Origin of the sequence: Vibrio sp. 1F169 (assembly GCF_041439605.1) — a bacterium.
Taxonomy (GTDB): domain Bacteria; phylum Pseudomonadota; class Gammaproteobacteria; order Enterobacterales; family Vibrionaceae; genus Vibrio; species Vibrio tasmaniensis_A.
In genome coordinates this window covers 34,811-55,401 of the sequence record NZ_JBGOOI010000002.1, presented here as the reverse complement: position 1 = coordinate 55,401, position 20,591 = coordinate 34,811, and the positions used below count along the sequence as shown (strand labels likewise).

17 protein-coding genes are annotated in these 20,591 nt (G+C 43.1%); 11 read left to right on the top strand and 6 right to left on the bottom strand.

Translation table 11 applies throughout. The annotated features are described in order from the left end of the window. From moaE to ACED53_RS01255, 7 genes are all read left to right on the top strand, one after another. Complete coding sequence (moaE, locus tag ACED53_RS01285; protein WP_017078101.1) at window positions 1–474, top strand: molybdopterin synthase catalytic subunit MoaE; 474 nt, start codon at window positions 1–3, stop codon at window positions 472–474. A 663-nt stretch (window positions 475–1,137) separates the two neighbouring features. Further along, complete coding sequence (locus ACED53_RS01280; RefSeq protein WP_017101197.1) at window positions 1,138–2,769, top strand: ABC transporter substrate-binding protein; 1,632 nt, start codon at window positions 1,138–1,140, stop codon at window positions 2,767–2,769. Between the two features lie 116 nt (window positions 2,770–2,885). Then, window positions 2,886–3,806: an oligopeptide ABC transporter permease OppB gene (gene oppB / locus ACED53_RS01275; RefSeq protein ID WP_004734022.1), complete on the top strand. Its 921-nt coding sequence runs from the start codon at window positions 2,886–2,888 to the stop codon at window positions 3,804–3,806. Between the two features lie 15 nt (window positions 3,807–3,821). Then, window positions 3,822–4,724: an oligopeptide ABC transporter permease OppC gene (gene oppC / locus ACED53_RS01270; RefSeq protein ID WP_004734021.1), complete on the top strand. Its 903-nt coding sequence runs from the start codon at window positions 3,822–3,824 to the stop codon at window positions 4,722–4,724. A gap of 42 nt (window positions 4,725–4,766) precedes the next feature. After that, window positions 4,767–5,738 carry an ABC transporter ATP-binding protein gene (locus tag ACED53_RS01265; protein WP_017078105.1) on the top strand — a complete coding sequence of 324 codons (972 nt, stop codon included), beginning with the start codon at window positions 4,767–4,769 and terminating at the stop codon, window positions 5,736–5,738. Beyond that, window positions 5,735–6,721 (top strand): murein tripeptide/oligopeptide ABC transporter ATP binding protein OppF, encoded by a 987-nt coding sequence (gene oppF / locus ACED53_RS01260; protein ID WP_029224063.1) that lies wholly within the window; start codon window positions 5,735–5,737, stop codon window positions 6,719–6,721. The genes ACED53_RS01265 and oppF overlap by 4 nt, the downstream gene beginning before the upstream one ends. Window positions 6,722–6,914: 193 nt before the next feature. After that, window positions 6,915–7,853: a glutathione S-transferase family protein gene (locus tag ACED53_RS01255; RefSeq protein ID WP_029225516.1), complete on the top strand. Its 939-nt coding sequence runs from the start codon at window positions 6,915–6,917 to the stop codon at window positions 7,851–7,853. A 93-nt stretch (window positions 7,854–7,946) separates the two neighbouring features. Here the strand turns inward: ACED53_RS01255 and pta are convergent, their stop codons facing one another. Together pta and ACED53_RS01245 are read right to left on the bottom strand one after the other, a co-directional pair. Continuing rightward, window positions 7,947–10,112 (bottom strand): phosphate acetyltransferase, encoded by a 2,166-nt coding sequence (gene pta, locus ACED53_RS01250; RefSeq protein WP_029225515.1) that lies wholly within the window; start codon window positions 10,110–10,112, stop codon window positions 7,947–7,949. A 146-nt stretch (window positions 10,113–10,258) separates the two neighbouring features. Then, window positions 10,259–11,455 (bottom strand): acetate kinase, encoded by a 1,197-nt coding sequence (locus ACED53_RS01245; protein ID WP_017101194.1) that lies wholly within the window; start codon window positions 11,453–11,455, stop codon window positions 10,259–10,261. 341 nt (window positions 11,456–11,796) lie between these two features. On the opposite strand from ACED53_RS01245, the gene yfbV reads away from it, so the two are divergent. The 3 genes from yfbV to ACED53_RS01230 all read left to right on the top strand — a co-directional run bounded on the left by yfbV (window position 11,797) and on the right by ACED53_RS01230 (window position 15,242). After that, window positions 11,797–12,249, top strand: coding sequence for a terminus macrodomain insulation protein YfbV (yfbV, locus tag ACED53_RS01240; protein WP_017099049.1), 453 nt, complete (start codon window positions 11,797–11,799; stop codon window positions 12,247–12,249). A 309-nt stretch (window positions 12,250–12,558) separates the two neighbouring features. Then, a complete protein-coding gene (locus tag ACED53_RS01235; protein WP_017099048.1) occupies window positions 12,559–13,524 on the top strand; it encodes an ABC transporter substrate binding protein in 966 nt (321 codons plus the stop codon). 251 nt (window positions 13,525–13,775) lie between these two features. Beyond that, window positions 13,776–15,242 (top strand): sensor domain-containing diguanylate cyclase, encoded by a 1,467-nt coding sequence (locus ACED53_RS01230; protein WP_017101193.1) that lies wholly within the window; start codon window positions 13,776–13,778, stop codon window positions 15,240–15,242. Between the two features lie 43 nt (window positions 15,243–15,285). Here the strand turns inward: ACED53_RS01230 and dusC are convergent, their stop codons facing one another. Both dusC and ACED53_RS01220 read right to left on the bottom strand, forming a co-directional pair. Next, on the bottom strand, window positions 15,286–16,242 hold the full coding sequence (dusC, locus tag ACED53_RS01225) for a tRNA dihydrouridine(16) synthase DusC (RefSeq protein ID WP_017099046.1): 957 nt from the start codon (window positions 16,240–16,242) through the stop codon (window positions 15,286–15,288). 70 nt (window positions 16,243–16,312) lie between these two features. Then, entirely contained in the window at window positions 16,313–16,855 is a 543-nt protein-coding gene (locus ACED53_RS01220) for a prepilin-type N-terminal cleavage/methylation domain-containing protein (protein ID WP_009848626.1), read from the bottom strand. Between the two features lie 219 nt (window positions 16,856–17,074). Between ACED53_RS01220 and ACED53_RS01215 the strand changes: the two genes are divergently transcribed. Next, entirely contained in the window at window positions 17,075–17,695 is a 621-nt protein-coding gene (locus ACED53_RS01215; RefSeq protein ID WP_017101192.1) for an SEC-C metal-binding domain-containing protein, read from the top strand. Window positions 17,696–17,768: 73 nt separating this feature from the next. Here ACED53_RS01215 and dsbB read toward each other — a convergent pair whose 3' ends face one another. Both dsbB and nhaB read right to left on the bottom strand, forming a co-directional pair. Beyond that, window positions 17,769–18,293, bottom strand: coding sequence for a disulfide bond formation protein DsbB (gene dsbB / locus ACED53_RS01210; RefSeq protein ID WP_017101191.1), 525 nt, complete (start codon window positions 18,291–18,293; stop codon window positions 17,769–17,771). Between the two features lie 131 nt (window positions 18,294–18,424). Continuing rightward, entirely contained in the window at window positions 18,425–20,017 is a 1,593-nt protein-coding gene (nhaB, locus tag ACED53_RS01205; protein WP_017101190.1) for a Na(+)/H(+) antiporter NhaB, read from the bottom strand. Between the last annotated feature and the right edge of the window lie 574 nt (window positions 20,018–20,591).

Below are 20,591 nucleotides of genomic sequence, written 5' to 3'. Positions count from 1 at the left end.
ATGAATGACTCTCGAGTTATTGATCCAAGAGTATTAGTGACTGCTGAAGACTTTTCTGTGGGTGACGAATACGATTATCTAGCTCAAGGTACGGCTGCGGGAGCGGTTGTGACGTTTGTAGGTAAAGTTCGCGACATGAACCTTGGCGACAACGTGATTGGTTTGTCTCTAGAACATTATCCGGGTATGACAGAGAAGTCTCTGAGTGAGATCTGTGACCAAGCTGAAGCGCGCTGGCCTATCCAGAAGATGCGAGTGATTCACCGCGTTGGTGACCTAGATATCGGTGACCAGATTGTTTACGTTGGTGTATCCAGTGCACATCGTGGCGCTGCCTTCGAAGCGTGTGAGTTTGTTATGGACTTTCTGAAAACCAAAGCGCCGTTTTGGAAAAAAGAACGTACTACTGAGGCGACTCGTTGGGTTGACTCTCGAGACTCCGACGCGAAAGCAGCGGAGCGTTGGGAGAAATAATCCACTCCCTAGCGTGTTTCGCTCTTAACGTGAAAGTGTATTTCAGGTTGGGACGTAGATAGTAAGAAAGCCGACGTTTGACGTCGGTTTTTTTGTGCGTGCTACAAAGTGATTTATAAATAAAAGGTTCTTTAATAAATGGTTAAGCAGTCAAGTTGCATATGAATTCAACGCGTGATTTAGTCTGTCTTGGTGCATTTCCAAATCTGTTTTGGTGCAGTGCTTTATGCTGTTTTGTATAAAGTGATAATCCTCACAAATAGTGCAGTCTATTTAGGGGATATGTGATGTGCAATTAGATTTCATGTGGCATTAATGTTAATTTGCTGACAGTGTTCTAGCATAAGATGCTAAATAAAAGTATCAATTCAGATACATCAACACTAAAGGCTGTTTTTTAATTAATTCCTATGTGTAATTAACTATTCATTAGGTTTTTATTAGAGATTTACACTGTGACCTTGAGTAATTCGGAGAATTATCCGATTTTTTGCGACTTGTTTATGGCAAATTACTTCAATGGTTGATAGTGTGTGCCTCAATCTTTGTAAGGTTTTAGATTTTTATGCTTAAATTTTTAGCTAAATAAATCTAAATCACTGCCGTTCAGTGAACTTAGCAAAGAAGTCATGGATGCAATACGTAAAACTTGGAGTTTATTAAATGTACAAGAATAAAATCACTCAGGCCCTTCTTCTAGGTGCTGGTTTGGCAGTGGCTGCCACTTCTACTCTTTCTATCGCTGCTGAAGTTCCAGCAGGCACAGAACTAGCAAAAGTTCAGGAACTTGTTCGCGGTAACGGTACTGAAGTTGCGACTATCGACCCACACAAATCTCAAGGTGTACCAGAATCTCACGTAATTCGTGATCTTCTAGAAGGTCTAGTGAACCAAGATGGCGAAGGTAATACAATCCCAGGTGTAGCCGAAAGCTGGGAAACGACGGACAACAAAACATTCACTTTCCACCTACGTAAAGATGCAAAATGGTCTAACGGCGATCCTGTAACAGCTGAAGATTTCGTTTACAGCTGGCAACGTGCAGTCGATCCTGCCACTGCTTCTCCATATGCTTGGTACATGGAATATACCAAGATGGTGAATGCGAAAGACATCGTAGCGGGTAAGAAAGATAAGAGTGAGCTAGGCGTTAAAGCTGTAGATGCAAACACGCTTGTTGTTGAACTAGATACAGCGGTACCATATTTCGTAATGATGATGGGCCACACAACAATGAAGCCGGTACATCAGGCGACTGTTGAAAAATTCGGTGACCAATGGACTAAGCCGGGTAACTTTGTAGGTAACGGTGCATTTGCTGTCGATAAATGGGTTGTTAATGAACGCCTAGTACTAAAGCGTAACGATCAATACTGGAACAATGATAAAACTGTTCTTAATAAAGTAACGTTCCTACCAATCGAAAACCAAGTTGCGGAAATGAACCGTTTCCTATCTGGTGAAATCGACTTTACAAATGAACTTCCAACTGAGCACTTCAAGCGCCTTAAGAAAGAGTATGCTGAAGATGTATCTGTAGCGGGTAACCTATGTACTTACTACTACATCTTTAACACTAAGAAAGCACCATTTGATGATGTTCGTGTACGTAAAGCAATTTCTTACGCAATTGACCGCAATATCGTAAGTGACGCAATCTTAGCGCAAGGTCAAAAACCAGCTTACTTCCTAACACCTGAAATTACAGCTGGCTTTAACCCTGAACTTCCTGCTTACGGCAAGATGTCTCAAAAAGAACGTAATGAAGAAGCTGCACGCCTTCTTGAAGAAGCGGGTTACGGCAAAGACAACCCACTAAACTTCAACCTACTTTACAACACGTCTGAAAACCATAAGAAGATTGCTGTAGCGTTGGGTTCTATGTGGAAGAAAACACTGGGTCTTAAAGTAACGCTTGAAAACCAAGAGTGGAAAACTTACCTATCTTCTAAAGATTCAGGTGATTTCGAAGTAGCACGTGCTGGTTGGTGTGGTGACTACAACGAAGCGTCGTCATTCCTAACGCTAATGAAGAGTAACAACACTACCGGTGGTGTTCACTACGATAGCGCTGAGTACGACCAAATCATTAATAAAGCACTTAACTCTACATCAGCAGAAGAGCGTGAAGCACTTTACCTAGAAGCTGAGGCGTTAATGGCTAAAGACATGCCTATCGCACCTATCTACCAATACGTGAAATCACGTCTACTAAATCCGCACGTTGGTGGCTTCCCTACTAACAACGCGGAAGATAAGATCTTCTCGAAAGACTTATACATCAAAGCTCAATAATAAGAGCTTAGATTCTAAAAAGTTAATATAACTGTAACGATACAGACACTACATGCGCAGGGCGCGCATGTAGCGTCTTTCTAATTTTAATTGTCACAGACTGAAAGAGTGAGTTTATGCTTAAATTCATTATGAAAAGGATATTTGAAGCGATTCCAACCATGTTGGTGTTGATCACTATATCTTTCTTTCTCATGCGTTTCGCACCGGGTAACCCGTTTTCAAGCGAGCGTCCATTACCGCCAGAAGTTATGGCTAACATCGAAGCTAAATATGGCTTAGATAAACCTGTATTTGAACAGTACACCACGTACTTGACCAACATCCTTCAGGGTGATTTTGGTCCATCTTTTAAATACCAAGATTACACAGTAAATGAGCTGATCGCGGTTGCGCTTCCAGTATCTGCGAAGGTAGGTTTTGTTGCCTTTATCTTCACATTATTGATGGGGGTAACGGTCGGAACCATTGCCGCCTTGAAGCACAACACCTGGATCGACTACACCATAATGTCGACCGCCATGCTCGGGGTGGTGATGCCATCCTTCGTGTTGGCTCCAGCGCTTATCTACCTATTCTCTCTACACTGGCATATATTTCCAGCAGGTGGTTGGCACGGTGGTACGTACATGTACATCGTCCTACCCGTTATCGCGATGTCTCTTTTATACGTAGCAACCTTTGCTCGTATCACTCGCGGTAGCATGATTGAAACCCTAAACAGTAACTTTATCCGTACAGCTCGAGCTAAAGGTCTAAGTTACCGTTATATCGTTCTTAAACATGCGCTTAAGCCAGCAATGCTACCTGTTGTTTCATACATGGGGCCTGCGTTTGTAGGTATCATTACAGGTTCAGTTGTTGTTGAAACCATCTTCGGCCTACCGGGTATTGGTAAGCTGTTTGTTAATGCCGCGTTTAACCGTGATTATTCGTTAGTAATGGGTGTAACCATTTTGATTGGTTTCCTATTCATCTTGTTCAACGCAATCGTTGATATTTTACTAGCGCTTATTGACCCGAAAATTCGCTACTAGCAGGGACGCATGGTTATGTTGAAGAAAAAAGAAAACTTAGAAGCGATCGAAAAATTCTCTGAGAGTTTGGAAATTGAAGGTCGTAGCTTGTGGCAGGATGCGCGTATTCGTTTTATGCGCAACAAAGCCGCAATGATCAGTCTGTTCATTCTAATTGTTATGGTGCTATCGGTAATCTTCTTACCTATGTTGGCACAGCATGCTTACGATGATACTGACTGGTACGCAATGCACGTAGGCCCAAATGCTGATCACTGGTTTGGTACCGACAGTTTAGGCCGTGACCTATACGTTCGTACGATGATTGGTGGCCGTATTTCTCTTATGGTTGGTGTGATGGGTGCATTCGTAGCGGTACTGATAGGTACGCTTTACGGTGCGGCTTCAGGCTTCATTGGCGGTCGCACTGACCGAGTGATGATGCGTATCCTAGAGATCCTATACGCAGTGCCATTCATGTTCCTAGTTATCGTACTGGTGACATTCTTTGGTCGTAATATCGTACTTATCTTCGTTGCTATCGGTGCGATTGCTTGGCTCGATATGGCGCGTATTGTACGTGGCCAAACGTTGAGTTTACGTAGTAAAGAGTTCATTGAGGCTGCGCACGTATGTGGTGTCAGTAAATGGAAAATCATTACACGTCATATCGTACCGAACGTATTGGGTATTGTTGCGGTTTACTCAACGCTCCTTATTCCAAGCATGATCCTTACTGAATCATTCTTATCTTTCCTTGGTCTTGGTGTTCAAGAGCCTATGACAAGTTGGGGCGCGCTGTTACAAGAAGGCTCGCAAACAATGGAAGTTGCTATTTGGCAACTGGCATTCCCAGCGGCATTCATGGTAGTTACGCTGTTCTGCTTTAACTACGTAGGTGATGGTCTGCGCGACGCGCTTGATCCAAAAGACAGATAAAGAAATAGCAATTAAAAGCTATAAAAGATTAAGGAAGCAATAATGAGCTTATTAGATGTCAAAGATCTGCGCGTCGAATTTACCACGCAAGATGGTATCGTAACCGCAGTAAACGACCTGAACTTCTCACTCAATCAAGGCGAAACGCTGGGTATTGTTGGTGAGTCGGGTTCGGGTAAATCTCAAACGGTATTTGCACTGATGGGACTGCTGGCTAAGAACGGCATCATCTCAGGCAGTGCAAAGTTTGAAGGTAATGAGATTCTCAATCTACCAGAGAAAGCACTGAACAAAGTCCGTGCTGAACAGATCGCGATGATCTTCCAAGATCCAATGACGTCACTGAATCCTTACATGAAAGTATGTGATCAGTTGATGGAAGTGCTTATGCTGCATAAAGGCATGGGCAAAGCGGAAGCGTTCGAAGAATCAGTACGTATGCTGGAAGCGGTTAAAATCCCTGAGGCACGTAAACGTATTACCATGTATCCACACGAATTTTCTGGCGGTATGCGTCAACGTGTGATGATTGCAATGGCTTTGCTATGTCGTCCAAAACTACTGATTGCTGATGAACCAACAACGGCGTTGGATGTAACCATTCAAGCGCAAATCATGGAATTGCTGAACGAGCTTAAAGATGAGTTCAATACAGCAATCATCATGATCACCCATGATTTGGGTGTCGTTGCCGGTTCTTGTGACAAAGTTCTAGTGATGTACGCTGGCCGTACCATGGAATACGGCACAGTAGATGAAATCTTCTACGAGCCTAGCCACCCTTATGCGGAAGGCCTGCTTAAAGCAATTCCTCGTTTGGATACCGAAGGTGAAATTCTGCCGACGATTCCAGGTAACCCACCTAACTTACTTCGCCTGCCAACAGGTTGTCCTTACCAAGATCGTTGTCATCGAGTAATGGACCGTTGTAAGCAAGAAGCACCGATTTTGCAGCCATTTGCAAAAGATCGTCAGCGTGCTTGTTTTTCTGATTGGGAGACTTGGACAAAATGAGTAAAGAATTACTATTAGATATTAAAAACCTTAAGGTTCACTTTAGCATTGCGGCTAAGTCTGCTTGGCCTTGGGCGAAACCATCAAACCTTAAAGCCGTTGATGGTGTGGATGTTCATCTTTACGAAGGTGAGACTCTGGGGGTAGTAGGGGAGTCTGGCTGTGGTAAATCAACATTTGCGCGCGCAATTATTGGTTTAGTGGAGGCAACTGAAGGCGAAGTTATGTGGTTAGGTCAAGACCTGACTAAGATGCAGGAAGTGAAGCGTCGTGAGACTCGTAAAGAGATTCAGATGATCTTCCAAGACCCACTAGCATCGCTTAACCCACGTATGTCAGTTGGAGACATCATTGCTGAACCTCTACAAACTTTCTATCCAGAGCTTTCTAAACAGGACGTGAAAGATCGAGTTAAAGAGATGATGGCAAAGGTTGGTTTACTACCAAACGTAATCAACCGTTACCCACATGAATTCTCTGGTGGCCAGTGTCAACGTATCGGTATCGCACGTGCACTTATCTTGAAGCCTAAGATGATCATCTGTGATGAGCCGGTTTCTGCTCTGGATGTCTCTATCCAAGCTCAAGTAGTAAACCTTCTTATGGAACTACAGAAAGAGTTAGGTTTGTCTTTGGTATTCATCGCGCACGATTTGTCGGTTGTGAAACACATCTCTGACCGTGTATTGGTGATGTACTTAGGTAATGCTGTTGAACTAGGTGAATCAGATGCCTTGTTCTCAGATCCTAAACACCCATATACCAAAGCATTGATGTCTGCAGTTCCAATTCCAGACCCTCGCTTAGAGCGCAGCAAAACGATTCAGATGTTGGAAGGTGATTTACCATCGCCAATCAACCCACCATCAGGTTGTGTGTTCCGTACTCGTTGCCCTGAAGCAACTGAGGCCTGCGCGCAAACCAAGCCAACCATTCAAGGCGATGACGTACACGCAGTATCTTGCTTGCACGTACAAGTCTAGAACCCGTTTGATACGGTTCAGCCTGTGACAGGCTTAAGCGCAACTTTTTATAGGTTGCGCTTTTTTTATGCTTACGTATTCGAGCACCTTCACCTTCATCAAATTATTTGAACAACTAAGCCAACTTCTTCTAGTTTTGAAAAAGTTGGCTTTTTTTATAATAGAGAAAAGTTTGGATGACAGAGGTTTGGATATGGGTAAGTTAGTTGAAGGTGTTTGGCATGACGTTTGGTATGACACCAAAGAAAGCGGTGGCAAGTTTGTTCGCGAAGATGCAGGCTTTCGTCACTGGATAGAGAACAAAGCCGGTGCACAATTTCAGCCGGAAAGCGGTCGTTATCACTTATACGTATCATTGGCTTGCCCCTGGGCGCACCGAACTTTAATCTTCCGTGAACTTAAAGATCTAACCGATCATATTGACGTGACGGTAGTCTGCCCTGACATGATGAGTGAAGGGTGGCAAATGGGGCTACCTGAACCTCTATTCGGCCATACTCGTATGCATCAAATTTACACTCAAGCCAAACCTGATTACTCAGGTCGAGTGACGGTTCCAGTATTATGGGACAAGAAAACCAATACCATCGTGAGTAACGAGTCCTCTGAAATTATCCGCATGTTCAACTCAGAATTTAATGAGTTAACAGGCAACACGGATGATTACTATCCGTGGGAATTGGCTAAGAAGGTTGATGAGTGGAACGAGTATATCTATCCAAGCATCAATAACGGCGTTTATCGTACTGGCTTTGCAACGACACAAGAAGCTTATGAAGAAGCGTATGACGCGTTATTTGAGGCGTTAGACAAAGTAGATGCACATCTTAGTGAACATCGTTATCTAGCGGGTAACGAGATTACAGAGGCAGATTGGCGCTTGTTTACCACTCTGGTTCGATTCGATGCGGTGTATGTTGGTCACTTTAAGTGTAACAAGCAGCGAATTTCAGACTACGTCCATATTCAGGGCTACTTAAAAGAGCTCTATCAGGTCGAAGGCATTAAAGAGACGACCGATTTTTATCACATCAAGCGCCACTATTATTACAGCCATACAGGTATAAACCCAACCCAAGTTGTGCCGAAAGGACCTGCGCTAGACTTAGAATCAGTCCATGGGCGAGGTTAGATTAATCTTAAGAGCATCAAGTAACCTTAAGCGTTAGATATAAAAAAACCCTAGATAAGAATCTAGGGTTTTTTGCTTTCTACAAAAGAAAAATTAGTTAATTACTTTTTCTTCAGCTTGAGCTGCTTGGTCTGCTTGGATAGCCGTTAGAGCCACTGTGTAAACGATGTCGTCTACTAGAGCGCCACGAGACAAGTCATTTACTGGCTTGCGCATACCTTGAAGCATTGGACCGATAGACACTAGATCTGCTGAACGCTGTACCGCTTTGTAAGTCGTGTTACCCGTGTTTAGGTCTGGGAATACGAATACTGTCGCTTTACCTGCAACTGGAGAGTTAGGCGCTTTAGAAGCGGCTACGTTTTCCATGATTGCTGCGTCGTACTGAAGAGGACCGTCGATCACTAGATCAGGACGTTTCGCTTGAGCAAGTTTGGTTGCTTCACGCACTTTATCTACGTCTGCACCTTTACCAGATTCACCAGTAGAGTAAGAGATCATAGCAACGCGTGGATCGATACCGAATGCCGCAGCAGAATCTGCAGATTGGATAGCGATTTCAGCAAGCTGTTCAGCTGTTGGATCTGGGTTGATCGCACAGTCACCGTATACAAGCACTTGATCAGGCAGAAGCATGAAGAAGATTGAAGATACGATAGAAGCATCAGGAGCAGTCTTGATGATCTGGAACGGAGGAACGATTGTGTTCGCCGTTGTGTGAACAGCACCAGAAACTAGGCCGTCAACTTCACCAGCTTCAAGCATCATAGTGCCTAGGAATACTGAATCTTCTAGCTTCTCACGAGCAACAACTTCAGTCATACCCTTAGCGCCACGAAGTTCTACTAGACGAGCTACGTAGTTTTCGCGAACTGAAGCAGAATCGATGATCTCAACGCCAGCGCCTAGCTCAACACCTTGCTGTGCAGCAACGCGACGGATTTCTTCAGGGTTACCAAGAAGTACACATGTTGCGATACCGCGTTCAGCACAGATAGATGCAGCTTTAACAGTACGTGGCTCATCACCTTCAGGAAGAACGATGCGCTTAGCCGCTTTACGAGCGAATTCTGTTAACTGGTAACGGAATGCTGGTGGGCTTAGACGGCGAATACCTTGAGTGCCTTCAGATAGAGAATCAATCCAAGGGCCATCAATGTGGCTTGCAACGTGATCGTTAACGAACTCGATACGCTCTTTATCGTCTGCAGGTACTTCTAGGTTGAAGCTCTGTAGGTTAAGAGACGTCTGCCAAGTATTACCTTGCGCCTTAAAGATCGGTAGACCTGAAGCGAATGCAGGTGCACAAAGGTTAGCAATACTTTCTGGAATGTCGTAACCGCCAGTCAGTAGGATTGCGCCAATCTCAACACCGTTTTTCGCAGCAAGAGCCGCAGCAACGATAACGTCAGGACGGTCTGCAGAAGTTACTAGCAGTGAACCTGGTTTGAAGTGCTCAATCATGTGCGGTAGAGAACGTGCACAGAAAGTGATGCTCTTAATACGACGAGTTGAGATTTCACCTTCGTTAACGATTTCAGCGTTAAGGTGCTTAGCCATATCAACCGCACGAGTTGCGATTAGGTCGATGCTCCATGGCACACAGCCAAGAACACGGATAGGGCTAGAGTTGAAGATTTGCATTACTTCAAGGTTCGCTTGCTGAGCGCTGTCTGCATCATCAAAGATTTCAGATAGGTCAGGGCGAGTACGACCAGCTTCATCAACAGGAGCGTTAAGCTTGTTGATGATTACGCCTTTGATATTCTTGTTCTTAGTACCGCCGAAGTTAGAACATGCTACTTCGATACGCTCTTTAAGTTGCGTAGGGTTGTCAGTACCAGGAGTCGCAACGAATACGATCTCTGCGCCAAGCGTTTTTGCGATTTCTGCGTTCACTTGGTTTGCAAACGGGTGCTTACGAGTAGGGACTAGGCCCTCGATTAGCGTTACTTCAGCGTCTTTGTTGATTTTGTTGTATTGCTCAACAACAGATTCAAGAAGCTCATCCGTTTTCTCGCTACCGATCAAAGCTTCAGCTTTTGTCATTGCGATTGGCTCACCAATCTTAATGTCGCTGTTCGCGCTGATGATAGTAGAGGTTAAATCTGGCTGGTTACCACCGCTACGAGGTTGAGCGATTGGCTTGTAGAAAGAAACACTTACGCCCTTACGCTCCATAGCGCGAAGAACACCCATGCTAACACTAGTAAGACCAACACCAGCGCTTGTAGGGATAAGCATAATAGTACGTGACATTGACGAACACCTTTGACTATTGGAAATAAAAAAGCTCAACCGCTATTCCCACCGATAAACATATTGGGGTAGGAATAGAAGTTGAGCCCCATTTTCTTGATATGAAAAACTGACTAGCTTCGAGTGAAGCTAGTCAGGAAAATCAATTAAAGACCTGCTAGTTTCGCAGTGTCTTCAGCAATTACTAGCTCTTCGTTAGTCGAGATAACCATTGCAGGGATACGGCTGTTAGCTGTAGTGATAGTACCTTCGCCGCCGAAACGAGCTTTAAGGTTAGCTTCACCGTCAACTTCGATGCCGAAGATGCCTAGGCGGTTAAGAACCATTTCACGGATTGGGCCAGAGTTCTCGCCGATGCCGCCAGTGAAAGTGATTGCGTCTAGACGACCTTCTAGAGTTGCAGTGTAACCAGCAACGTACTTAGCTAGACGGTGACAGAATACGTCCATTGCACGAGTAGCTTCTTCTTTCTCGCCGTAGTTGTCTTCAACGAAACGACAGTCAGAAGTTACTTGAGTTAGACCTTGTAGGCCAGACTCTTTAGTGAACATTGTGTTGATTTCATCAACGCTCATGCCAAGTTTGTCATGTAGGTGGAACATAACAGCAGGGTCAAGGTCGCCACAGCGAGTACCCATTACAAGACCTTCAAGAGGAGTAAGGCCCATAGAAGTATCTACAGATTGGCCATTCTTGACTGCACAAACAGATGCGCCGTTACCTAGGTGACAGTTAATGATGTTAACTTCTTCAATAGGTTTGTCTAGAAGCGTGGCACACTCACGAGTAATAAATAGGTGAGATGTACCATGTGCACCGTAACGACGAATACCGTGATCTGTGTATAGGTTGTATGGAAGCGCGTATAGGTAAGCTTCTTCTGGCATTGTCGTGTGGAAAGCAGTATCAAATACAGCAACGTTTTTTAGTGCTGGGAATGATTTTTGAGCTGCTTTAATACCGATAAGGTGCGCAGGGTTGTGAAGAGGAGCGAAAGTCGCTGCATCTTCGATACCTTTAATTACTTCATCAGTGATTAGTGCTGATGAAGTAAAGTTTTCACCACCATGCACAACACGGTGACCGATTGCTGCAAGGTTTTCAGAAAGTTCTGGCTTAGAAGCAAGAATAGTTTCTACCATGAAGGCTAGTGCTTCTTCGTGTGCTGCGCCATTACCTAGTTGAGCTTCGTGTTTACCATCAAGTTTCCACTTGATACGAGCTTCAGGAAGATGCAGACATTCTGCAAGACCTGTTAGATGCTCGTCACCAGATACTGCGTCAACTACAGCAAATTTAAGAGAAGAACTACCACAGTTTAAAACTAAAACTAGCTTAGACATTAATGACTACCTGTTTATTTTTCTGATCGAAATCAGTTAAGGATGAAAATTAATCTCAAGAATAGTCGAAGCACATAGGCTTGCGTACTAACCTTGGTCAAAAAAACGTTAATTTCCGTATAAAGTGAAAGCGCTCTTTATCAAAAAGAGGCTTGTGCATTCCTTGCAGAAGTCTTCTCAAAGTTGCTTAAATTGTAAATAAGGGCAACAATGAGATTGAGGCCTGCAAATAATAGCGATATTGTGCAAATATAACAAAAAAATTTGAAAGAATATTATTTTTCGTCAATTTTTTGTGTTTTTAGTTGATGATTTCAACTTTTTTTTAATGGGAGACTCATATGAGCAATAGAGTTGGTTTAGCTAGTAGTTTAAAAGATGGCCAAAAGTACATGGATCTCTGGCCCGTCCGAAAAGAGTTAAACGCGATCTTCCCAGAACAGCGCATTATTAAAGCGACCCGTTTTGGCGTGAAAGTGATGCCTGCGATTGCTGCTATTAGTGTTCTTACACAAATGGTCTTTAATAATTACCAAGCGATGCCACAAGCTGTGGTCATGGCTTTGTTTGCAATCAGCTTACCGCTTCAAGGCATGTGGTGGTTAGGTAATCGCTCAAACACACAACTTCCACCTGCGCTAGTCTCGTGGTATCGCGAACTTCATGAGAAGATCACTGAAACGGGTTTTGCGTTAGAGCCAATGAAGTCGCGCCCTCGTTATAAAGAATTGGCGATCATTTTAAATCGCGCATTTCGTCAGCTAGATAAATCCTCAATGGAACGTTGGTTCTAATGAGTTTCAACTCTCCTCTTGTCTGAGAGCAACTATTCTTCATTGATGGTTTGTTCTCAGGTTTGACTTTAATATTTTCACTTCGTTTTTATTCATCTCGCTCCCCCTCATTCCTTTTTTCTCTTACTACTCATGTAGTTTCTTACTTTTCAAATTCTGCCTTTCACTATTTCACGCATTTTTCGAGCCTTGTTGTGTTTTTGTTAAATATCACTTCAAGTCATCAATGGTTACAGGTAATAATATCAATAGTGATGTTGTTCTCTTTGAGCGAGCAATAATGAGCAGAGCTTGATTCAGGGAGCGATAATGAGTTCTGTAAAAAAGGTATTGGCAGCGGTCGTAAGTTGCCTGTTGTTGCTATGGACAAGCAATGTCATGGCGAACGTTGCCAAAGTTTCGGTTTCACAAGTTGTTGACCATCCAGATCTGAATGCAACACGTCTAGGACTTCTTGAAGGATTGAGAGCAAAAGGTTACGAACCGGGTAAAAATTTAGAGTTTTCTTATGAAATGGCTGGTGGCAATCCCGTTCAGGCAGCAAAAATAGCCAGAGAGTTAGTTAGTGAGAACCCTCATGTATTAGTTGGCATCGCGACACCGACCTCTCAAGCGTTGGTTTCAGCGACTCGAACGATCCCGATTGTGTTCACCGCGGTGACAGACCCTATCGGAGCAAGACTTGTTAAACAATTGGAGCAGCCGGGACGAAATGTCACGGGCCTTTCTGACTTATCACCTATTTCCCAACATGTATCTCTTATTAAAGAGCTACTCCCCAATGCAGTTTCAGTCGGTGTGGTTTATAACCCAGCAGAGGCAAATGCTGTTGCTTTAGTAGGGCTGTTAAAGCAGTCTACACGAGACTTTGGCTTTACTTTGCATACTGCTAAAGCGTTGACTATCGATGATGTAGAAGAAAAAACAGCATCCGTGGCTAAAAAATCTGATGTTATCTACGCGCTAACCGATAACACGGTGGCAAGTGGTATTGAAGGACTTATAAATGCAGCAAACCAAGCTGGCACACCCGTGGTTGCAGGAGCAACGTCTTATGTTGGCAAGGGAGCAATAGCTGGGTTAGGTCTAGATTACTATGACGTTGGGGTGCAGACCGCTGATTATGTGGCCGCTATTTTGGACGGACAAAAACCAGGGAAGTTGAGTGTTAAAACGGCTCAAAGCTCTCAGTTGGTAGTTAACCTAGATGCCGCTCGTATGCTTGGTTTGACGCTACCTAAGTCTGTGGTTGATCGTGCGATAGTCAGTCGTTAATAGGTATTTACATCAAAAAAATCATGTTTGATAAGTCACTTTGTTAACAGGGACTTAAACCATCATAATGAACAACATTAGTCGACTCTCACCATTAGCTGCGATCTATTTTATTCATTTTTAAGTAGTTATTTACCCGATAGGTGCATCGTTAATACCAACTTACATTATTTTACATCGAGAGGGCTGTCGATTAATGTCATAATATTAATGGAACTAATGAAAATAACTGAGCGCTAAGAGCACATTCTATGAAAGTAAATAGGCACTTTAGCCTTACCTTTGTCTTCGGCTTTCCCGCTGTGATCGCGACCATGTTACTTGGGCTGATAGGAAAAAATTATTTTGATGCGGTTGAAAAAGACATCAGCAGTGAGTTTCAGCGTATTGAAGAAGTGTTTAAACGAACGACCAAAATTGTTACCGCTCTAGATTACAGCTTCTCTAATTACTACAAATCAGGAAACCCTCTTTTCCTTGATCACAATAAGCAAGTGGTTGATGGTCTTTGCCGAATTTGGCCCATTGACGTATTACTTCTTGCTGACGGAAAAACCGCAGATATCCCCTCTGTCGATATCGACTATATGTTGGTTGGTCAAGAACCCCTTTGTAATGAAACCAGTGATAGCTATAAAAGTGCGTCAGAAAAAATTGCTCTCGCGCCAATTCTTTCATTTTTGTCCCAGCTTGATGAATATCACAACGGCGTACACTTTATTGATACTCGTGGGTATGTGATCTCTTCGCCAGAAGACTTTGCTAAAGAGCTAGGGAAAGAACTACTTTCGACCATAAAAAGCCGCCCGTATTGGCAAAGAACCGCCAACAATCCAGAACAATTGACTTTAACGGCTCCTGCGTATCGATTTGACTCTCTTGACCGTATGATAAGCATGACGATTCCGGTGTTTCATAAGGGGATACATCAAGGAATGCTTTCTGTTGAGATTGACGCCAGTAAATTGCTTGCGAGTTCGAATGAGCACTTAGCCGGTAGAATCGATATTATTGATACCACCTTGGTTAATCCGGTTGATAGCGCTACTTTCTATCGCGCGATACAACTGGAAGGAGTCACCTCTCATCACGCGATGTACTACGAATTAGATTTTGCCAAAGAGGTAGAGCACTTTTTTGTCTACGAGAAAGACAGTCTGATTGTCGCTATCATCGTATATCTATTCTCTGTAACGCTCTTTTTCTTCGTTAACTCCAATATTGAACGTGGTTACTTCAAAGAGCTAGCAGCTAAAGATCCGATGACCGGGCTGCTAAATCGCAGAGGATTGGAAGCTTTTTGGCGCAGTGTGGAGCATGACCAGTTATTCGCCTTGACTGTATTTGACATTGATAATTTCAAGTTGATTAATGATACCTTTGGGCATGACAAAGGGGATGATGTTATTCGCTACATGTCCCGCCAGATAAGTAATAGCATTCGAAGTAGTGATGTAGCAGCAAGGTTTGGTGGTGAAGAGTTTGTCGTTTATCTTAAAGGTGATGATCGTGAAACGTTAATGAGGACATTAGAGCGTGTTAAAAATGCTGTCTGTGCAAACTCAGCTAACATTGTACCTAATGGTTTTACTGTCTCTGGTGGTGTTTGTATTACTGAAGCTGAGCATAATAACCTAAGCTTTGAAGAGATATTCAAACACGCGGATGAAAAGTTGTACGTGGCTAAGACGACAGGTAAAGACCGCATCGTATTTTAACCACGCTATTGAACTTCTATGTTAGAGAAGAAGGGGAACTAACTCACACAGTTTGGCGATGTTCCTCTTGATAACGCTGAAGGCGCTCCACAATAGGTGGCGCTTTCTTGAAAGTGCGAATTTCTTTAAATAGTTCGTTCGCTTCAGGGTAGCCTTTACTTAGATAAACAAACCACTGCTTCACTCTATTGGGGTAGTACATGCCTTTGTCCCCTTTTATTTGAAACTCTGAATAGCGTAGCAAAAGTTCGATGACTTTATTCCACGGCATTTTTGGGTGGTTGTGCTTAACGACGTTGCCAAGATTTGGAATGTTGAAAGCGCCACGACAGACCATCAATGAATCGACGCCAGTGGCTTCTATGCAATCTTGACCATCTTGATAGTTCCAGATTTCCCCATTAGCAATCAAAGGTAGAGACGTTTTTTCTCTTATTTGATTGATGTAATCCCATTTAATTTCGCTGGCTTTATAGCCGCCAACTTTGGTTCTTGCATGCACAGTGAGTTCGTCTGCCTTTGCTTGTTCGATAGCGTCGACAATTTCAAAGCACTCTTCCGGGTGCTCCCAACCCAATCGAATTTTTGCAGATACGGGAATGTGTGCTGGCACCGCATCTCGACAAGACTTCACCACTTGATAGATGAGTTCTGGTTCTTTTAGCAGTGACGCACCGCCATTACTTTTGTTTACCGCTTTTGCAGGGCAACCAAAATTAAGATCAATGCCTTTAGCGCCTAAACTAGCAGCTTGAAAAGCATTCTCGGCCATCCAATTTGGGTGTTGTCCTAGAAGCTGGAGATGGATTGGAACACCAGCCATGGTTTGAGAGCCTTGATGCAATTCAGGGCAAATACGGTGAAAAACATGCGGAGGAAGAAGTTGATCAACTACGCGCACAAATTCCGTCACACAGAGATCGTAATCATTGATCTCTGTGAGAATTTCACGCATTAGATGGTCTAAAACGCCCTCCATAGGGCCAAGTATTACTCGCATTTGCTTTACCGAAACTGAATGGATCGAAAATTAAGACGCGTGATTGTACGGGCAAGTTAAAAGCTTGTCACTATGAGCTAGGTGAATCTGACGTAACAGTTATTTCACCGGTTAGAGGGAAGTAGTTGAGCCTTGGTAAATCTTCGCCTAGCGAGTAACCATCAGTGTAGTAGTAATAGCAGCTTGGATCTGATGTATACCAAGCAACGATCGGTTCTTCTGAAGGGAATACTGAGCTACCGTGATCTCTAACGGTGAGGTCAGTATTCATGAGCGCCCGCCAAAGCCTTGCGCAGTCACTCCCTCTAATTGCAGTCCCCGAATTAATCGGTAGTTGATCAACAGCGATTGGAAAACCAGTCGATGAAGGATAAACGCTGCCTTCACCATAATCGACATCTTGATTAAAATCAGGCTCTCCATCAACAAGCCACTGTGAGTGGTAAAGGTTAACCGCAGTTCGAAAAGAAGAAAAAGCACCTTGAGCTATAGCTTCATGGCTATCGCGTTGGTAATTTAGAAAGCGAGGAGCTGCGGTAACGGCAAGTATGCCTAAAATAACGACGACAGAGACCAGCTCTATCAAAGTAAAACCATTTTGGTGTTGTTTCATAATGTATTCTATATGTAACTAAATATTTCAGTGACTCTTTTTACACTTCAAACTTAAATTTTCAAAATGAAATAAGTTTAGTTTGCTGAATTGAACTAAAGATAATGTTTGCGTGGCTACTGGTAGGTGTAATTAATCATAGAGCTATACGAATAATTACTAATTGTTAGCCTTGTGGGTATAATGGAGACAACAGAATTGACCGACTAGTGAAGTAATATGAAGTATCAATTATTGAGTCTTCCTGACTCAATTAACGACGTAACAGCCCAGTTTGTAGAAGGTGCTATATTTGCATCTAACCTTGCAACTAAACCTCTTGACCCAGAGGCTTGGTTACCTATAGCTATTCCTGAAACTGGTCAGGACTTTGTTCCTCAAGTCACCGAGCAAATTAATCGCCAACATAACCTCATTCAGCGAAGTGAATATTTGCTTACAGAAGTGCTTGATGCAGATAACTTTGCTGAACAGCTAGCCGATTTTTCTGAAGGTTTTATGATGGTCTGGCCGACGATTGAAGAACAGTGGCAGGAAACGTCAATCGCAGATGGCACATTACGCATGCTACAAGCAATGTTAACAACATTCATGCTGGCGATTGATGAAGAACAGACAATCGAGCAAATGAAAGCGGCTGGATTAGAAACCCCGCCAACTTTGAATGATCTCGTCGGGCAAGTCGATTTGATGGTGACAGAAGTTGCGCTAGCAGCGGATGAAGCGATGCTCGGAAATAAATCTCAAAGTGTGAATCCGTTTAAGGGCATCGGCCGAAATGATGTTTGCCCGTGTGAAAGTGGTAAAAAGTTTAAACAGTGCTGTGGTAAAAAAGCTTAATTGCATTGTTTATAGATAATAAAAAGTCGACGTAATGTCGACTTTTTCGTTTCTTAACATGATGAGCTAATTGTTAGTCATTCTTTGATTTAACGAATTGAGAGATCACTACAAAACTGAAAGCAACCAAGTTACCCGCGAAGATAATCACTAGCCATTGAGGCATTGAAAGTTCTAAGAACTGCCATACTACCTTGCTGCAGTCGCCGTAGGCCTCAAACATCCACGGAGCCCATTGGTTTAGAGGTGCCCAGGTAGGGAAGGTCACGAACAGGTCACAGGTAGCGAAAGGAGACGGGTTAAACTGGTAGTCAACGTGCTCTAAAGCAAGCATCAACCCTTTATACGCACCTAACCCCCAACCAAGTAGACCTAGCCAACGTGATATCGGATTATGCGGGGCAATAGCACCAATCATTGCTGCGATGCCGATAGCGAGCATAGCAACGCGCTCGTAGATACACATTACACAAGGGCCAAGCATCATCACGTGCTGAAAGAAAAGAGCACATGCTTCAAAAAAGACAATAAAAGCCAGCAGTAAAAGCCAAGATAAACGTCCCTTAGAGAAGTCTTTGAGCATTGCAAAAAAGTTCACGAATTTAATCCTGTCAATAAAATAAAAAAGCCCTGATTACTCAGAGCTTTTTATCTTGGATAAGTTTCCTAATCAACTAATATTTTTGATTAGTTAGATGTACCTATTGTGTTTAGCGATAGAAATCCGGGTTAGTGGCCACCGGAGATAACTGGAGCTACCACTTCACCCGTACGGTGAATGATCCAACCTGCATCATAGAACCATGCTGTCATCGGTTCTACGAAGAACACAATACCGGCAAGGCCAACAAGTGCTAATGCGAGAGTATATGGCAAAGCCATGATGACCATGCGGCCGTAAGACAGTCGAATTAACGGAGCAAGTGCTGACGTTAATAGGAATAGGAATGCAGCTTGGCCGTTTGGCGTAGCAACAGAAGGTAGGTTGGTACCTGTGTTGATAGCAACAGCAAGCAGATCAAATTGGTCGCGAGTGATGACGCCTTCAACCAGAGCTGTTTTAACTTCGTTGATGTAAACCGTACCGACGAATACGTTGTCTGAAACCATCGACAAGATACCATTGGCTACGTAGAAGAGTGCGAGCTGTGCGCCTTTATCTTCAACGTGAAGTACAGCATCGATTACTGGCTTAAATAGAGCCTGGTCGATGATTACAGCAACAACCGCAAAAAAGACGGCAAGAAGTGCGGTAAATGGCAGTGCTTCTTCAAAAGCTTTACCCATCGAGTGCTCTTCAATTACACCTGTAAACGCTGTAGCTAAGATGATCACTGAAAGGCCAATCAAACCGACTTCAGCGACGTGAAGCGCAAGGCCAACAATAAGCCAAACTGCGATTGCACTCTGAACCCATAGTTTAGCTACATCTTGTTTTGTACGATTTGCGCGTTCTTTGTTGTCAAATTCAACTAAGATTTGGCGAACGTTATTTGGCAGCTCTGCACCGTAGCCAAACACTTTGAATTTCTCGACAAGTGCACAAGTTAAAATACCACAGAAGAAAACAGGCAGTGTAACTGGCAGCATGCGGATAATAAATTCACCGAACTCCCAACCCGCTTGCTTAGCAATTACTAAGTTTTGTGGTTCACCTACCATGGTCATTACACCACCCAGAGCAGTACCAACACCGGCGTGCATAAGTAGTGAACGTAAGAATGCGCGGTAGTTTTCAAGGTCATCACGTGTTAGCTCAGAGATCTCTTCATCATGAGTATGATCGTGCGCAGACGTTGTGCCCTTACCTGATGCAACCTTGTGGTAGATAGAGTAGAAGCCCACTGCAACGCTAATGACTACGGCGATTACTGTCAGCGCATCTAGGAAGGCAGACAAGAATGCTGCGGCGACACAGAAAGCGACAGAGAGTAGAATTTTGGATTGGATACCGAGCAGGATCTTCGTAAAAATGAACAGAAGTAGTTCTTTCATGAAGTAGATGCCAGCAACCATGAATACGAGTAAGAGTAATACTGGTAGGTTTGCTTGTAGCTCATGATAAACCATTTCTGGTTTAGTCATGCCAATGGCGACGGCTTGAATTGCCAATAAGCCACCGGGTTGGAGAGGGTAGCACTTTAGAGCCATAGCTAGAGTGAAAATAAACTCAACCACTAATAGCCACCCCGCAACAAATGGGTCAACTAGGAAAAAAACAAACGGGTTGATGATTAAAAAGGAAATGATGGCAAGTTTATACCAATCAGGAGCTTTACCAAGGAAGTTTTTGATAAAAGCGTTTCCGAGAGACATCGGCATGTTAATACTCTTTTATGTTGATTATGAATAGACAAGCAATACAACATTTTGAGAATCGAGCTGTAGATTTAGTTAAAACCTATAACTAACAGTGACTTAGAAAAACTACATTCCATGTAATGTTCTGTGGTCTTGCCAAGTCACTCCCTTAGAAACTCAAGCACTGCTTATTTTTGAGCGCAACTCTACTCTTAGATAACATTTAGTCAACAGGAAAACCCCTGTAGCACTAAAAATACCTCTTTTTTGTTGAGAAACGCGATCAAAGTAGCGCAAGCATACCACTTAAAATGTGATAAAAACCGACTAGAATCAATATTTCAGCGAAATGATTAAAATTTACAGAATAACGACGGCTTATATATGATTATTACAACTTAATATTGCAAATTAATAGATTTAAAAATATGACCAATCTCATTGATTTTAAAAAGAATTTGTTGTGTTAATGGTTTGTTTAAATGATGATTTGTAGTCGCTTGCTATCCAAACCTTGAGTGCAAACGTGTGCTGAACTTTAGAGTTTTAACTCTACTTGGGTTTTGAGTGAGTAAAATTTTTTGGGGGTATTTCC